Source organism: Algoriphagus aquimarinus (assembly GCF_900112005.1).
GTDB lineage: Bacteria > Bacteroidota > Bacteroidia > Cytophagales > Cyclobacteriaceae > Algoriphagus > Algoriphagus aquimarinus.
In genome coordinates this window covers 193452-210456 of the sequence record NZ_FOKK01000006.1, presented here as the reverse complement: position 1 = coordinate 210456, position 17005 = coordinate 193452, and the positions used below count along the sequence as shown (strand labels likewise).

Here is a 17005-nt window from a genome sequence, read left to right as displayed (position 1 = left end):
CCATTTTAAAAATTTTGAATAGAGAAGCTCGGACAGTTTTGTTCGCTTTCGGGCGATACTAATCATTCTATACTTATAGAGACTAAGCTATCAAAGCAGTATATCGCATCACACTTTATCTAAATTTATTAAAGATGCTTTGGGAAATAAGATGTTTATAGTGAGAAGCTTTTAGCCTATTTTGGTTTAAATTCTATTGTCATCTATTGGATATTTTAATACCTTAAACACAAACAAGTTTTTATGTACGTAAAGAGATATTACAGTTTTTGGATGACCGTGCGCTGGTCTAAGTTCTCATTGATCTATGGTTTACTCTATTCCTTTGTTATCATACTATTATATGAGATCACCAATATTCCATTTTCACTTCCTTGGGAACCAATATCAGTAATAGGTATAGCCGTTGCCTTTTTCCTTGGATTCAAAAACAACAGTTCTTACGACCGAACTTGGGAAGCCCGAAAAATATGGGGAGCTATAGTCAATGATAGTAGGACTTTTGCAACTGGAATTCTTAGTCTACCAAATTCCAACCTGCCTTTTGAGAGTAAACGACAACTAATCCACAGACATCTGGCTTGGGTCTTAGCACTCAAGCATGCGATGAGAAAAGAAAAGACCTGGGAACATAATCTACCCGTAAATAAGCTGAATTTCATTCCTGGTTTCATCAAAGAATACAATGATGGAGTTTATATGGAAATCAATAAATACTTATCTGAAGAAGAAATCTTAAGCCTGAAGAACATGTCTAATATCCCATCTCAACTACTTAAAAATCAGAGTAAGGAGATTGGCCTTTTGAACGAACAGGAATACATCAGTGATCATAAGCAAGTAAGGCTGCACGAGTTGATCGGGAATCTATATACCAACCAAGGTATGAGCGAGCGAATCAAAAACTTTCCATTTCCTAGGCAATATGCCTCTACAGGATTATGGATCACTTACATATTTTGCGGATTGATTCCCTTCGGTTTACTGGACATTTTTGCGGAGTCTAGGGCACTACATTATTGGCTGACCATACCGTTCTCTGCTATTATTATCTGGACATTCTTTGTAGTGGATAGAATAGGAGATTACTCAGAAAACCCATTTGAAGGAGGTTACAACGATGTTCCAATTTCATCCATTGCTCGGGCGGTGGAAATTGACCTGCTCGAAATGCTGGAGGAGGAAAATATACCTGTGCCTTACGAGGTTGAAAATGGATTTTTGATGTGATTGGGTTTGAATGTGAAAAAGTTGTAAAGTGTACGATTCATGGAAATTAAATTCACAAAAAAATCCCTAAAACTTTCGCTTGAGGGATAGTTAAGTGATCATTCACCTTTTTATCTTTTTCTTAAGCTACTTGAGCCTGAAGTTCTTACTTCTCCTAATCTCGGTGAACCTAAATAAGTCACATCTCCTGAGCCGGAAGCACTCACAGAGACTTTCCCTAAGTCACCTACATGGGTATCTCCAGAGCCAGACTTGTTTACGCTCAATTCTCCGATTGCTAGATTTTCACCATGAAAATCACCTGAACCTGATTGCTTAATCACAGCTTCGTCCACTGATCCACCTTTGATTTTAAGATCTGCCGAACCCGAAATAGATACTGACAATTCCTTAGCCTCAAGCTTGTTCATAATAATGTCACCAGAACCCGAAATACCAGCATAGAACTCATCTGACCTTACTGGAGAAGTTACTTCGATTGTACCTGAGCCAGAACATTTCACTTCTTCAAGTTCCTTATACGTGATGTAGAATTTCAATTTCACATTGCTATAGCTACCTCTAACTAAGCCCACGCTCAAAACATCTCCGTCAATTTCCGTTTTCACCTTATCTAAGGAAACACCTTTGGCTTCGATTCTTATCTCCTCCTTATTTCCCTCCGTCATAATCACCTCCCAGCTACCGCCAGAATGCACTTTAGTGAAATGTCCCGGAGTCCTAGTTTCCGTTGATTGAGCTTGCACGCAAGATGCCATCACTAATACAGTGAATGCAAATGCTAATATTTTTGAATAGGTTTTCATGATGGTAATATTGGAAAATTGAAATATTTGAAAATTTAGTAACTGGAAAGTCGAAAGGTGGTAAAGTTGGAAAGCTTGGAAAGTAAAAGGCCGTTAAGAACTCAGGTCTCCATTACTAGATGCAATTCAGATCCTAAAGGTTGCACTCTTGGCTCTTTTTTCTGCTGATTTTGACTCTAGCTACTTGATACTATGTACTTAATACTTTTCACTGCCAACTCACTCGCTCTTGATACTCTTCACAGGATCTTCCCAAGCGGCCTTCAATGATTGAGACATTACGGTGATGGCGGCGATGGCACCAGCAATCAATCCAGCCCATAAGAAAACGGTCCAGCTGATACCGATTTTATAAGCGAAATCATTCAACCAGCTAGACATTCCAAACCAAGAAATAGGAATGGCAATAAGAAAGCCTATCATGACTAGTTTCAGAAAGTCTTTACCCAGTAGCACTAGAATATTTGCCGTCTCCGCTCCCATCACTTTTCTGATGCCTATTTCTCGGGTTCTCTGCTGAGTAGCGAAAGTAGTCAGACCAAATAATCCTAGAATAGAAATAATCACGGCTAATCCAGAGAAGAAAGTAAAAATGGTTTTCACCCGCTCCTCTGCTTCATATTGCCTGTTGAATCCCTCATCCACAAATAATGGTTCGAATGGAAAATCAGGCCGAAGAGCAGCCCACTCTTCCTTCAAATAGGCTAATGTTTGCTCCTTATTTTCAGCGTCTACTTTTAAGCTAATTCGATTATATCTATCCTCAGGAATCATAAATACTATAGGCACGATCGGCTGATGCAAAGACTCGAAGTGGAAGTTTTTCATCACTCCAGTCACATACCCTTTCCTTGCTCCATAGTAGAACTTCTTACCTATGGCCTCTTCTGAACTTGACCATCCTATTTCTTGGATAGCCGCTTCATTTAAGATAAATGCTTCTGTAGAATCAGATGCCAGATTGAAATCAAAATCTCTCCCAGCAACCACAGGAATGCCATAGGTTTTCAAGAAATTATGACCTACCTCGATATCTGCAATACGGACATTGAGCTGGGTCATCTCTCCATCAATCTCTGCCGAACTCCCTTGATTATCCAAAAGCCTTCCAGACGGAACACGACTTGAAATACTTACTGATTTTATCCCCTGATGTCTTTCAAGTCTATCCTTTAAAATCAAGTAATTTTCTTGAATAGCAGGACTGGATGGAAGTACAACGATATCTTCTTTCTCAAAACCTAAATCTTTGCTTTGCATGAAATCCAATTGACGAACTACTACCAGTACAGCTACAATTAGCACTACCGAAATAGCGAATTGACCCACCACTAATACTGAGCGGAATTGCTCATGACCTTTGCCTGCTTTGAAGGCTCCCTTAAGTACTTTGGCAGGAGAAAATCCAGACAGAAACAAGGCAGGATAGCTCCCTGAGACCAAGCCTACCAAAACCACCAGGCCTGTCAACCCCACAATGTATTCAGGGTTGTTAAGGAAATTTAGACTAAGCTCTTTTTCTGTAAAATTGGAAAAAGTGGGCAAAAATAGGTAAACCAAAACCAGGGCGAATACCATGGAAATAATGGTCATCATAAACGACTCTCCCATGAATTGTCTAATCAGACGGCCCTTGTCTGCACCCATCACTTTGCGCAAGCCCACTTCCATTGAGCGCATAGAAGATCGAGCTGTGGACAGGTTCATAAAGTTGATGCAGGCGATCAGTAAGATAAATAGTGCTACTGCTAGGTAAATATAGACGTAGTCAATATTGCCATTTGCCTCCATCTCCGAGTCCAAGTTAGAATACAAATGCACATCAGTCATAGGCCAGAGAAAAAGCTTGGTACCCTTCGACATCGGCACACCAGATTGCGTTTCCCCCATGTATTTATCGATCAATGTTGGAAGTTTAGCTTCCAATGCCTTGTAATCCACTCCTTCATTGAGGAGTGCATAGGTAGAGAAATTATTCCCTCCATAATTGCTCATAAAGGCATCCTGACCACCATAGAAAGCTACTACTGGAGCCATGGATGCTAGAAAATCCGCATGAAAATGGGAATTACCAGGCATATCTTCCATCAGTCCACGAACCTGAAAGGTAGCGTCCTGCCCTGCGATATTCAATTCCAATTCTTTTCCTATGGGATTATCCTCTCCAAAGTACTTTTTGGACATAGTCTCTGTAATGATCATCCCATCTGAATTAGCAAGTGCATCCTTGGCCTCACCTTCTACCATCTTAAAGGAAAAAATATCAAATACCTCAGGGTCTGCGAAATAGAAATTCTCCTCTTCGAAAGCCTTATCCTCGTATTTGATCAGGGGATCAAAACGAAAAAATCTACCGACAGTCTCTACATCAGCTCCAAAATCAGACTTGATCAATGGCCCAAAAGGCGGTGCGGTATGCCCCAAATGTAAACTGATCGCGCCATCTGGATTGAACCATGCTCTGGAAACTCTATAAATTCTATCAGCATTTGCATGGTACTTATCGTAACTGAGCTCATGCTGTACAAACAAAAAGATCAAAATACTCACAGCCATTCCTACTGCCAATCCAAACACATTGATAAACATGTAGAGTGGGTTTTTCCGAGTATTTCGGATTAGTATTTTAAAGTAGTTTTTGAGCATAATTAGATTACAAAATTGAAAGATTATAATTAGTTGGATAGAGTTACTAAGTTTTAAAAGCTAGAAGAGCGAAGTGCAATTCTTCAGTCTACCGTCTTCTGTCTTCTGTCTTCAAAACTACTTCCTCACTACTTTTCCAGACCCTAAACTCCCTTTATTGATATCGGTAGGCTCTCCATTATAATAAACACTTCCTGAGCCCAGTGAACCCACGGTAAGTTCGCCTTCTACCCCAATATAAGTATCTCCCGAACCTGTTTTACCGACTTTCACATCTTTGCCCTTCAAAGCTGAAGCTTTAAAATCTCCTGATCCTACTTGTCCAATATTGACATCGGAAGCAGTACCGCATGATATCACTACATTACCTGAGCCAGCCATTCCCACATTCAAATCATCTGTAGTAAGCATCTCCATTTCAATAGTTCCCGAGCCAGCCTGTCCTATGCTAAATTCCTTAGTAGTAATATCAGATCTAACAATCATATTTCCCGAACCGCTTAAACCCAAACTTTTCAGATTTCTGACAGTGACATAAGCAGTGAAATTTGCGCGATTATCATCATCGGAATCTTCCAATTCGATTGTAAGACTTCCATCTTCTATTTCGGTGATTACCTCGGCCAAATCAAATCCTTTGGAGACCAGTTTGACTTCATCCTTGTCTCCAAGAGTGATGATCACATCCCAAGAACCTTCAGAATTGATCCCTGTGAATTTGCCTGGCGTGCGTATTTCTGATTGAGCTTGTACGCTAGTTCCCATGAGAAAAAGTAGCAGGACAAAAGCGGATATTTTAGAGAAGTTCATAATGAATTGCATTTAGTTGTATTCCCCTAGTACTTTTCAGAGATTGTGCCAATGCCAAAAAACGCCTTTAAACTCGATTTAACAGTATTTCACATTGTTTACCTGTCCGAGAAATAGGTGTTTTGTTCGCAAGCGAACGTTTGCCCCAGTAAAATCAACGAATCTCTCTTCTGTCTTAAAAACATAAACTTTCTTCACTACCTATCCCATACATCAATGAAATTTTTACATAGAGGGCCATTCCAGCTCTTTGATATTCAAGGAGTCAGATTTATCTTTACCTAATTCTCCTTATCATCACCCAAGGATTAAATTTTCATATAAAGCCGCTTTATGATCCCATACTTATTGGTTTGGATTTTCACTTTTGAATTACCAATTCAACAATCCCAAACAGATAGTCTGAAAATGATTGTACAGCAGACTAGTAATGATTCAGTAAAGGCTTCGGGACTTTATAATCTTAGCAAGCTTTACTACACCTATGATCAGGACACTGCAATTCAGTATGCTTCAGAAGCTAAGAAAATATCCAAAAAACTAGGTTTACAGAAGATGGAAGCCAATTCTCTGAATATTATTGGCGTCTCTTACCTCATCAAATCTGATTATGAAAATGCACTGATCACACATTTCGAGGCGCTTGGAATCCGCGAGGCTATTCAGGATACTGTAGGAATGATCGAATCGACAATGAATCTTGGCAACATTTACTATAGACTTCAGAACTCCGCAAAAGCGATAGTGCAGTATAATAAGTCGCTGGAATTGGCTCAATTGATCCAACATGAGCGAGCCATGAGTCTCTTATATAACAATCTTGGGAGCTATTATCTGGATAGATGGTCGTCGTTTAATGAGGAGACAGACTTCCAAATGACAAAGGATCTCTTGGAGAAGTCTAAGAATATCAAAGAAAAACTTCAGGATAAGCGTGGTCTGATCAACACCCTTTCTCAACTCGGACAAGTGTATTATGAATCGGGTGAAAAAACAAAAGGAATCCAGATGCTGACAAAGTCGTTGGAATATTCTAAGGAATTAAATGACACCGAAGGGAAGCTTTCTTCGCTCGGAACACTGTCGGATTACTATAAGAACAACAATTCCATTTCCAAAGCTTTGGAATATGCCAAGCAAGCTTATGAGATTGCTATTAGTACCGAATCTTATTACCAGATCACGATAGCAGCCAGTAGAATGTCGTCTCTATCTGCTGATATGAAGGATTATAAAAATGCCTTTGAATACTTACTTGTGAAGGAAGCAAGCAATGATTCTGTCTTCAATGATTCAAGACAAAAAATCCGCGATGAACTGGAAATTCAATACGAAAGCGAGAAGAAAGAACTGGAAAACCAGAAGTTGATGAAAGAAGGTGAATTGTCAGCCTTTTCTATTCAGCGAAAAAACGAACTTCTTATCATTGCAATAGTCACAGGTCTGCTACTTATCCTGCTCGTTTGGTATCAGAGAAAAATAAATCAAAAACTCCGCGTAGCACACCACGACCTGGAGCTAACCAATGCCAAGGTTCAGTCCCAAAACGAGCAGATTCAGCAGCAATCTACAGAACTGAAAACCACCAACCGTGCTTTGAAAAAAGCGAACAAATTCCGAGATAAGCTTTTCTCCATTATCTCCCATGACCTTCGTACTCCATATGCTTCTTTAAACAACTCTCTTGATCTATGGCAATCAGGTGAACTCAGCCAGGAAGAGATGGACTATATTCTATCCAATATTTCCACCAACACCCGATCTGCTTCTATCTTACTTTCGAATCTCCTCAAATGGGCCAGAACGCAGATGAGTTCGGAGAAAGTGGAGAAAACTGAGATCTCACTTGGCGAGCTCATTTCCGAAAACCAAAATCTATTTGCAAAGCAGCTAAATCACAAAAACCTACAAATGGATAATCATATTCCTGATGAGGTTCATATTACCACGGATAGAGAAAGACTGAATTTTATTCTCAGGAATATCATTTCCAATTCAATCAAATTCACTCCGGAAGGTGGCACTATCACGATAGAAACTGATCCCCAACACCCAAAAACTATCCTGATAAAGGACAGTGGAATCGGGATGAGCCAAGCTCAAATTGATGGTCTCTTTAGCAAAAAACAATACTCTACTGTGGGAACCAATGGAGAGCAAGGGACTGGAATCGGACTAATGCTATGTAAAGATTTTGCAGACAGCCTGGGTGCTACTATATCGGTGAGTAGCAAGGCAGGTAGAAGCACTACGTTTAGTGTGCAGCTATGAAAAGTGATTCTTCATAAAAGCGCACTAGGTAACAGCCTTGAGTGAAATAAGTGTGGTGGGTTTCACAGATTGATATGAGTTATTTATTTACTTAAATAAACAATACCAAAGACTTATGAAGTATTCAAGCAAAGCAAGCTCTAGTTCGAAGGATAAGGCATCCATCACGATAAAAGAATCGGAAATCGAATTTGGAATAACTCCCGGTTCAGCAGATCTTCTACCCAACCCGGCCGAACTATTTTTAGGGTCAATTTCAGCTTGTATTCTGAAAAATGTTGAGCGATTTTCTTCCTTGATGAACTTTGAATACTCACATGCAGAAGTAAAAGTCACTGCAACCCGTATGGAGAAACCTCCACGTATGGATGAGATTAGCTATGAATTACTCGTTTATAGTCAAGATCCCTCACTGAACATCAAACTACTTCAAAAGAACATTGAAAACTTTGGGACAATCGTGAATACTGTTAAGTCTTCCTGCTCTATCGTCGGTGAAGTCAAGAAGATGGGAGTAGAGATATAAGCTAAGGTTACTTAAAAAATCATTGATCTCTTTTAGAATTACCAAAAGAGAAAAGTACATTGAAGGCTTACCCTATCTGCCAATAAAAACCTATCTATTTATGATTTTGCGCAAATTACTTTTCTGTTGTTTAATGCTTGTTGTCTCCGAAACAAACGCCCAAGAAAACACCTTCAAAGTAATGGCTTGGAACATTCTCCATGGAGCAAATGACATAGAGAATGGAAAGGAAAACGCTATAAAAATCATCAGAGAAATCAATCCTGATGTCATTTTGATGGTAGAAACTTATGGCTCAGGTTTGTCGATTGCTCAATCTTTAGGTTATAATTTTCACCTAATTGCCCCAGAAGGCACTCCCTTAGATGATAAGAATGTCAACTTATCAATATTTTCTAAATATCCTTTTGGAGATAGAATAGATACAGAAGACCCCTTCTATTTGGGTGGGATGGAGATACTAATTCACAATAAAAAAATTCGGTTTTTCTCAAATTGGTTTCACTATTTACCATGGGATGATGAACCAGAGAAAATGGGGAAATCAAGTGAAGAATTGTTGGCTTGGGAGCGAACTGGACAAAAATATGAGATGATTCAAAAAGTACTTCCCTACTTGGAAAAATTCACCAGTGAAACAGATTCTATTCCTATGATTTTTGGAGGTGACATGAATACACCATCACATAAGGATTGGGGACAACAAACTAAACATCTGCATAATGGCTTAGTAGTTCCTTGGTATTCCACCAAAGTATTGGAAGATCTAGGATTGATAGATTCCTTCAGGAAAATAAATCCTGATCCTATTTCGTCTCCGGGCATAACTTGGGATACCAAAGGAATTAATGATTCGCATCGGATTGATTATATTTTTTACAAAGGGAATTCAATAGAAGCACTAAAATCCGATTCTTATAAAGCTTTTCTAAATGAACCATTTTCTATAAATAACAAAGAGTTCAACTATCCTTCGGATCATGGATTTGTAGTAACTGTGTTTGAAATAAAATAAACAGAATAGAGATTTAAAATATGGTAGGACCGGATAAGAATGTAAAGTTCCCGCTTGAGAATTACGATAAGTTATGCTTTTTAAAAAACATCATCAAGAACCCCAATATTATTGTGGGCGATTACACATATTATGATGACTTTGAAAATGTTGAGAATTTTGAAAAGAACGTAAAATATCATTTTGACTTTACTGGTGATAAACTAATAATCGGAAAGTTCTGCATGATCGCTTCCGGAGTAAAATTCATAATGAACGGAGCGAATCATCTCACAGATTCTATATCAACTTATCCATTTGCCATATTTGGAAATGGATGGGAAAAGTCGATGAAAGGAAAATCATATCCAAACAAAGGAGATCTCGTGATCGGAAACGATGTTTGGATTGGTCATAATGCCACAATTATGGCAGGAGTTAAAATTGGCGATGGAGCCATAATCGCAACAAATTCTACTGTGGTTAAAGATGTTGAACCATACTCGATAGTAGGCGGAAACCCGGCTCTTGAAATTAAAAAGCGATTTCCAAAGGAGACTATTGACAAACTTTTAGAATTGAAATGGTGGGACTGGGATATGGATAAAATCACTGAAAACATTCATAATCTAACAGGCAACAAAATCATAAACCTTTAATACAAGGCGATCTATCTATTTGATTTCATATTTTTCACTGCTTCTGTTTAAAAAATATTTTAATTTAAGTAATTTCAACTTATTCGAAATTATTAAATAAGTATTTAAACCACCACGCCTTGAAAACCGCTACTCTCTCCTATCTATTTCTCTTGTTAGGAATCATAAGTTGCACTGCACCTGCTGAAAATCAGTCTGAAGAAGCACAAGAATCTTTACTGACTCCCGATCCTGTAATCATGGCCTATTATGTAGCAGAACGTGATTATAAGCCAGAAAATATCCCTGTAGAAAAGCTTACACACATCATTTACTCCTTTACGAATGTGATCGATGGAGAGATGAAATTCAGAAAAGAAGAAGTTGCTGGTCCGAAGATCGAAGCATTAGTGAAGCAAAAGGAGCGTAATCCTGATCTGAAAGTAATGATCGCCTGTGGCGGTTGGGGAGCTGACGGATTTTCTGATATGGCGTTGACCGAAGAAAGCCGCGCAAAATTCATCAAAAGTGCGTCTGAGTTCATCACAAAATATAAGCTTGACGGCATGGATATGGACTGGGAATACCCTGGGATTTCCGGTGCAGGTACCATGGCTCGTCCAGAAGACACCAAGAATTTTACAGCTTTGATGAAAGGTTTACGCGAAATGTTAGACGAATTCGATTCTCCAAAAGTCCTAACTTTTGCGTCCGCGGGCTGGAAGCGTTACTATGATTTTGTCGAAATGGGCGAGGTCATGAAATATGCCGATTATACCAATGTCATGACTTATGATCAGGTATCCGGAGTTTCCATCTACACTGGACATCATACGCCATTGGGTGATGTGAAATCTGAAGATGTCGCTGGAACACCTTTCAAAGCGCATTTGGATAGTTTGTATGCTAGCGGTGACAATTTGGATCCCGATCCACGCTCATCACAAAAGATTGTTGACTTCCTGATCAAAGAGGGTGTCGATCCCAAGCAAATCGTCATCGGTGGAGCCTTCTACGGCAGAGCATGGAAAGGTGTGCCTCCAGTAAATAATGGATTGTACCAACTAAGCAGCGGGCTTCATATCGGCTGGATGGCCTATCACAAGATTCGTGATTCCTATGAGCAGGATGACAATTTTAAACGCTATTGGGATGAAAAAGCACAAGCACCTTATATGTATAATGCTGCGGACAGTATATTCTTATCCTATGACGATACAGTTTCGGTCGCTCTCAAAACCAAATACACGATGAAAAAAGGTTTGGGAGGTATTATGTTCTGGGAATTAGGCAACGATACTAAAGAAGAAGGAAGTCTGCTTGACGCGATATATAAGGCTGCAAATGAGTAAATTTTTAATACTTCTTGATTCGACATTTGACGTTCCTTAATTCGATATTAGAATTGATTTTAACTGAGGAAAAAAAATTCATAGTTTCAAAGATCTCGGAAATCACATTTCGTAATTCACAATTCTACTACCTCCCTTCCAAGCAATTTTCTTACCTTTGCCGCTTCCTAAGTTTTCAAACCAACCCATTGCCAAATGGCTACGAAAAAAATTCAATCTGCTCTTATCTCAGTCTTTTATAAAGACAATCTAGAACCTATCATCGCCCTACTGAAGAAAAATGGAGTGAAGATCTACTCTACCGGTGGCACTCAGAAATTCATCGAGGAGCAAGGCGCTGAAGTTATCCCTGTAGAAGAGTTGACAAGCTACCCTTCCATCTTCGGCGGACGTGTAAAAACTCTTCATCCAACCGTTTTTGGTGGTATTCTGTACAGAAGAGACAATGACGGCGATGTGGCGCAAGCTGGAGAATATAACATTCCAGCAATTGATTTGGTGATCGTTGATTTGTATCCATTTGAGGAAACTGTAGCTTCTGGTGCTGCGGAAGCCGATATTATAGAGAAAATCGACATTGGAGGAATTTCTTTGATCCGCGCAGCGGCGAAAAACTTCAAGGATGTAACAATCATTGCTTCCAAAGATCAGTACGCTGAACTTGAGCAAAGACTAACTGCCCAGGATGGAGCAACTACCCTAGCTGACCGTCGCTATTTTGCGGCTCAGGCTTTCCAGGTTTCTTCGAACTACGACACTCATATATTTAATTACTTCAATGCAGAGGAAAGCATCTCAGCACTTAAAGTATCTGAAACCAAAGCGAAAGCTCTTCGCTACGGAGAAAACCCGCATCAAAACGCTCACTTCTACGGAGATATGGAGGCACTTTTTGATCAGTTGAACGGAAAAGAACTTTCCTACAACAATCTGGTCGACGTGGATGCTGCTGTGAATTTGATTGCAGAATTCAAAGGTGAAACAGCCTTCGCTATCTTGAAACACACCAATGCTTGTGGAGTTGCCTTGGCAACAACTGTGAAAGAAGCTTATCAAAAAGCTTTTGCGGCAGATACTACTTCTGCATTCGGAGGAGTGTTGATTACCAACCAAACAGTAGACAAAGACGCGGCAGAAGAAATGCATTCTTTGTTCTTCGAAGTATTGATAGCACCAGCTTTCACAGACGAAGCTTTAGAAGTATTGAAAGGCAAGAAGAACAGAATCTTATTGTTGCAGAAAATGGATCTCCCTGGCACCAAAATGATCAAGACCTTGCTTAACGGCGTGATCGAGCAGGACAAGGATTTGGCAACTGAAACAAAGGCTGATTTCACTGTAGCTACCAAAAAAGCTCCAACAGAAGCTGAAAAGGACGCATTGGTATTCGCTGCAAAAATATGTAAGCATACTAAATCAAATACGATCATCCTTTCTAATGGAGATCAGTTGTTCTCTAGCGGAGTTGGTCAAACTTCTCGTGTAGATGCATTGCTTCAAGCAATCGACAAAGCGAAGGCATTTGGCTTTGACTTGAATGGCGCTGTGATGGCATCTGATGCATTCTTCCCATTCCCGGACTGTGTAGAGATTGCAGGCAAAGCAGGAATCACAGCAGTAGTTCAGCCAGGCGGGTCTATCAAAGATCAATTGAGCGTAGACTACTGTGACGCAAACGGCATCGCAATGGTGATGACCGGCGTGAGACATTTTAAGCATTAAAACGTAGGGGCGAAAGATTTTTCGCCCTTACACTCGTGATTCAAGACCTTCGGAATTCAAATTTCTGAAGGTCTTTTTTTTGGTTTTGAGATTATTAGAATAGAATTCAAAATCAGAAGTTTCCATATATTTAATTATGGGAAAGTATGAGAAGATCCTATTGAAAATACTTAGAGGAAGGTCTGACCAAATTATTGATTATGAAGATCTTAAAAGGTTACTAATTATTTTTGGGTTTGAAGAAAGAATCAAAGGAAGTCATCATATTTTCTCTAAATCTAAAATAAAAGAAATCATCAACATTGAGGAAAATCTAAACCTTATCAGGTCAAACAAGTAAGAAATCTTATATTGATATATAGATTAAAGCTAGATAAAGATGGAATCTAATCCTCGTTACGAGATTATCATTTACTGGAGTGAAGAAGATCAAGCATTCATTGCAGAAGTACCTGAATTGGCAGGTTGTGCAGCCGATGGAGAATCTTACTCAGAAGCATTAGCTAATGCAGAAATCGTCATTGGGGAATGGATAGAAACAGCGAAATCTCTTGGAAGGTCTATACCTACGCCTAAAGGGAAATTGATGTTAGCCTAACACTATTCTACCCTTCTCGTAAATTGTATAAAACTTAATAAGAAATGGAATCCATCAGAATCAAAGCCTATCCAAAAAACAAAACACAAATCAAATCTATTGCTGATTTTTTGAGCAAAGTAGGTATTGAATTTGAAATGGTTGAAAAAGAAGAGTTCTTGGAGTTCCTAGGAGAAATAGAATCTAGCTTGTCGCAAGTAAAAAAGATTCAAAAAGGAGAAATGAAAAAAGAAAGTGCCAGAGACTTTTTAAATGAGCTATGAGGTAATTCTCACCCAAGATTTTAAAAAATTCTTCAAAAAAACTTTTTAAAAAATATCCTTCCCTGAAAGCTGATCTCTTCAGTCTAATAGAAAAATTAGAAAAAGATTATGAAGAAGGAATTCCACTTGGTGGAAATCTCTTTAAAATCCGATTATCAATAAGTAGCAAAAACAAAGGGAAATCAAGCGGAGCAAGAGTTATATACTACTTTTTAAGTCAGGACAAAGAAATCTACCTGATCCATATATTCGATAAAAGTGATTTTGAGAATATTCCAAAGGCAAAATTAATAGACCTTTTGAAATCCGCTGGATTGACCTAGATTAGCCACATGCGTTTATATCCTTAAAAGACTTAAACATTCTTAGTTTAATCCCTGAAGCTACTCCGACTCAACAGTTATTTTTAATCTTTTTCATTTCCCCACTCGAATCCGCTATTTTGCAGCCTGAATCAATTTCGGGCTAGATCCGTTGTTGGTTCTTGATACTTAGTACAGATTCTATCCATGAAGTCGCATAATCTTAAATTATACAATACTCTTTCACGCCAGAAAGAGGAGTTTCAGCCCATCAATCCGCCTTTCGTAGGCATGTATGTCTGTGGACCGACGGTCTATGGAGATGCTCACCTTGGCCACGCTCGTCCAGCCATCACTTTTGACACAGTCAATCGTTACCTGACCCATATGGGCTTCAGGGTTCGATACGTGCGAAACATCACCGATGTAGGTCACTTGCAAGGAGATGCTGATGAAGGAGAAGACAAAATCGCCAAGAAAGCAAAGCTAGAACAGCTTGAGCCTATGGAAGTTGCTCAACAATACACGGACAGCTACCATAGAGATATGGCGCTTTTGAATACTTGGAAACCAAGCATCGAACCTCGTGCAACTGGTCATATTCCTGAGCAAATCGCATTGGTGGAAGCCATCTTGAAAGAAGGTTTTGGCTATGAGGTGAATGGATCTGTGTACTTCGATGTGATGAAATACAACGAAACGAACAACTACGGCAAGCTTTCAGGTCGTGACTTAGAAAATCTAATGAGCGGTAGTCGCACGCTAGACGGACAGGATGAAAAGCGTAATGCAGTTGATTTTGCGCTCTGGAAAAATGCTTCTTCAGAACATCTTATGAAGTGGGATTCTCCTTGGGGAGTTGGTTTTCCAGGCTGGCACTTAGAATGTACAGCCATGAGCTCGAAGTACCTTGGAAAGCAATTTGACATACACGGTGGTGGAATGGATTTACTTTTCCCACATCACGAATGTGAAATCGCACAGGGAAATGCATGCAATCATCAGGATCCAGCCAAGTACTGGATGCACAATAACATGATCACCATCAACGGACAGAAGATGGGCAAATCACTGGGCAACTTCATCAATTTGCAAGAGCTTTTCACCGGAAAACACAAACTTCTGGAGCAGGCTTATAGTCCGATGACGATTCGATATTTCATCTTGACGGCACATTATCGCTCTACTTTGGATTTCTCCAACGAAGCGCTTCAAGCTGCCCAAAAGGGATATAAGAAACTCATTAATGGATTGAGAATTGCCAAAATCTTGAAATTCGAAGCGAATGATGCTGAGAAAGACGAGGAGCAAATCAAGCAAGTGGAGCAAATCATCACCAATGCTTACCGAGCAATGGACGATGACTTCAACACCGCGCAGGCGATCGGGCATCTCTTCAATTTGCTGAAGAAAATCAACTCCATGTACACAGGACAGTTGAAGTCTGCCGTATGTGGGGAGGAAGTTTTCAATAAATTAATAGAGACATTCAGCACCTTTGTTTCTGATATTCTAGGATTGGTAGAAGAGAAATCAGACACTCAAAATGAGATGCTGAATTTGCTTTTACAATTGTATTCTGAGGCAAAAACTGCCAGAGACTATGCTAAAGTGGATGAGATCAGAGCTGGCTTGAAAGCTATAGGTTTCGTAGTTAAAGACATGAAGGATAAAATTGACTGGGCATATGAAGAATAGATTTTGGTTAGTAGGCTTACTTGCGCTGACTTGGGCATGTAGCAGTCCCGAGAAGGAAACTGAAGTTGTCGCCAAGGCGCCAGCTAAGCCCTACCCTACTTTCTCTCCAGATTCTGCCTACGCCTTCGTACAGAAGCAAGTGGATTTCGGCCCACGTGTACCAGAAACCGAGGCTCATGAAGCCACCAAAAACTGGCTTTTAGCTAAGTTTGAAGGGTATGGTTTTGCTGTAGAAACTCAGGATTTCGAAGCTAAAACTTATGATGGATTAACTTGGGACTTGAGTAATATCATCGCTTCCTACAATCCTCAGGCAACCAAGAGAATTCTTTTGGCAGCGCACTGGGATACTAGAAGAATCGCTGATAAAGATACCGAGCGAATGGATGAACCTATCGATGGAGCAAATGACGGCGCCAGTGGAGTTGGTATTTTACTTGAAATCGCTCGTGTGATCGGTTCTCAGGAATTAAAGCCAGGCGTTGGGATAGACATTATATTATTCGATGGAGAAGATGATGGTGAACCAGATCTATCTTCCGAAAGAGATAACAGTCAAATATGGTGGTGCTTAGGTTCTCAGCACTGGTCCAAAAACAAGCACAAAGCAAATTACTCAGCCTATTATGGCATTTTGGTAGATCTAGTTGGAGCCAAGGGAGCGCGCTTTTATAGAGAAGGATATTCTCGTCAATATGCATCTGGTATTTTGAAAAAAGTCTGGGACAATGCCTCTCAGATTGGCCAAGGAGACTTCTTCATCTACAAAGATGCCCCTGAGATTCTGGACGATCATGCTTTTGTCAATGAGTTCGCTAAAATACCTATGATTGATATTATTGAGTTTTCACCGGATTATGGTTTTGGCCAATACCATCATAAGCATGCAGACAATATGGAAATCATAGACCGTAGAACTTTGCAAGCAGTAGGGGAAACTGTTTTATTTACAGTTTACCAAGAGTAAAAGCTTATCTTTCCATCTTAGAATCGTCCAATTTGGAAGGTTCGAAGTGATAGTTAAAAGATTTTACCCTATGAAATCGAGCGTTACGAAATGTCATAATGGGATAATTATCAGTTGAAAGTTTCCCGTCCTACTGGCATCAGCCGGACGGGCACGACCGCTGAAAAGACAATGATAAACAT

The 17005-nt window shown here is 39.6% G+C and carries 15 protein-coding genes; 12 read left to right on the top strand and 3 right to left on the bottom strand.

What is annotated here, in order from left to right; translation table 11 throughout:
* Nucleotides 1–243 precede the first annotated feature (243 nt).
* Nucleotides 244–1230, top strand: coding sequence for a bestrophin family protein (locus BM291_RS10090; protein WP_092896905.1), 987 nt, complete (start codon nucleotides 244–246; stop codon nucleotides 1228–1230).
* A 110-nt stretch (nucleotides 1231–1340) separates the two neighbouring features.
* Here the strand turns inward: BM291_RS10090 and BM291_RS10085 are convergent, their stop codons facing one another.
* From BM291_RS10085 to BM291_RS10075, 3 genes are all read right to left on the bottom strand, one after another.
* The gene (locus BM291_RS10085; protein WP_092896902.1) at nucleotides 1341–2036 is read right to left on the bottom strand and encodes a head GIN domain-containing protein; all 696 of its coding nucleotides are present in this window, start codon (nucleotides 2034–2036) and stop codon (nucleotides 1341–1343) included.
* Between the two features lie 219 nt (nucleotides 2037–2255).
* The gene (locus BM291_RS10080; RefSeq protein ID WP_092896899.1) at nucleotides 2256–4682 is read right to left on the bottom strand and encodes an ABC transporter permease; all 2427 of its coding nucleotides are present in this window, start codon (nucleotides 4680–4682) and stop codon (nucleotides 2256–2258) included.
* A gap of 117 nt (nucleotides 4683–4799) precedes the next feature.
* A complete protein-coding gene (locus tag BM291_RS10075; RefSeq protein ID WP_175499675.1) occupies nucleotides 4800–5492 on the bottom strand; it encodes a head GIN domain-containing protein in 693 nt (230 codons plus the stop codon).
* Between the two features lie 333 nt (nucleotides 5493–5825).
* Here BM291_RS10075 and BM291_RS10070 point away from each other — a divergent pair, with 333 nt between their 5' ends.
* The 11 genes from BM291_RS10070 (at nucleotide 5826) to BM291_RS10015 (ending at nucleotide 16823) form a co-directional block, all read left to right on the top strand.
* The gene (locus BM291_RS10070) at nucleotides 5826–7763 is read left to right on the top strand and encodes a tetratricopeptide repeat-containing sensor histidine kinase (RefSeq protein WP_092896893.1); all 1938 of its coding nucleotides are present in this window, start codon (nucleotides 5826–5828) and stop codon (nucleotides 7761–7763) included.
* 115 nt (nucleotides 7764–7878) lie between these two features.
* Nucleotides 7879–8289 (top strand): OsmC family protein, encoded by a 411-nt coding sequence (locus tag BM291_RS10065; protein ID WP_092896890.1) that lies wholly within the window; start codon nucleotides 7879–7881, stop codon nucleotides 8287–8289.
* Nucleotides 8290–8389: 100 nt separating this feature from the next.
* A complete protein-coding gene (locus BM291_RS10060) occupies nucleotides 8390–9304 on the top strand; it encodes an endonuclease/exonuclease/phosphatase family protein (RefSeq protein ID WP_139229074.1) in 915 nt (304 codons plus the stop codon).
* 20 nt (nucleotides 9305–9324) lie between these two features.
* Entirely contained in the window at nucleotides 9325–9942 is a 618-nt protein-coding gene (locus BM291_RS10055; protein WP_092896885.1) for a CatB-related O-acetyltransferase, read from the top strand.
* 119 nt (nucleotides 9943–10061) lie between these two features.
* Nucleotides 10062–11273, top strand: coding sequence for a glycoside hydrolase family 18 protein (locus BM291_RS10050; protein ID WP_245786826.1), 1212 nt, complete (start codon nucleotides 10062–10064; stop codon nucleotides 11271–11273).
* Between the two features lie 195 nt (nucleotides 11274–11468).
* Entirely contained in the window at nucleotides 11469–12995 is a 1527-nt protein-coding gene (purH, locus tag BM291_RS10045; protein ID WP_092896882.1) for a bifunctional phosphoribosylaminoimidazolecarboxamide formyltransferase/IMP cyclohydrolase, read from the top strand.
* Between the two features lie 379 nt (nucleotides 12996–13374).
* The gene (locus BM291_RS10035) at nucleotides 13375–13593 is read left to right on the top strand and encodes a type II toxin-antitoxin system HicB family antitoxin (protein WP_092896880.1); all 219 of its coding nucleotides are present in this window, start codon (nucleotides 13375–13377) and stop codon (nucleotides 13591–13593) included.
* A gap of 44 nt (nucleotides 13594–13637) precedes the next feature.
* The gene (locus BM291_RS10030) at nucleotides 13638–13856 is read left to right on the top strand and encodes a hypothetical protein (RefSeq protein ID WP_092896878.1); all 219 of its coding nucleotides are present in this window, start codon (nucleotides 13638–13640) and stop codon (nucleotides 13854–13856) included.
* Between the two features lie 17 nt (nucleotides 13857–13873).
* Nucleotides 13874–14179: a type II toxin-antitoxin system RelE/ParE family toxin gene (locus BM291_RS22240; protein WP_092897095.1), complete on the top strand. Its 306-nt coding sequence runs from the start codon at nucleotides 13874–13876 to the stop codon at nucleotides 14177–14179.
* 186 nt (nucleotides 14180–14365) lie between these two features.
* Complete coding sequence (gene cysS / locus BM291_RS10020) at nucleotides 14366–15856, top strand: cysteine--tRNA ligase (RefSeq protein WP_092896875.1); 1491 nt, start codon at nucleotides 14366–14368, stop codon at nucleotides 15854–15856.
* Nucleotides 15846–16823 (top strand): M28 family peptidase, encoded by a 978-nt coding sequence (locus tag BM291_RS10015; protein ID WP_092896872.1) that lies wholly within the window; start codon nucleotides 15846–15848, stop codon nucleotides 16821–16823. The genes cysS and BM291_RS10015 overlap by 11 nt, the downstream gene beginning before the upstream one ends.
* Nucleotides 16824–17005: the final 182 nt, after the last annotated feature.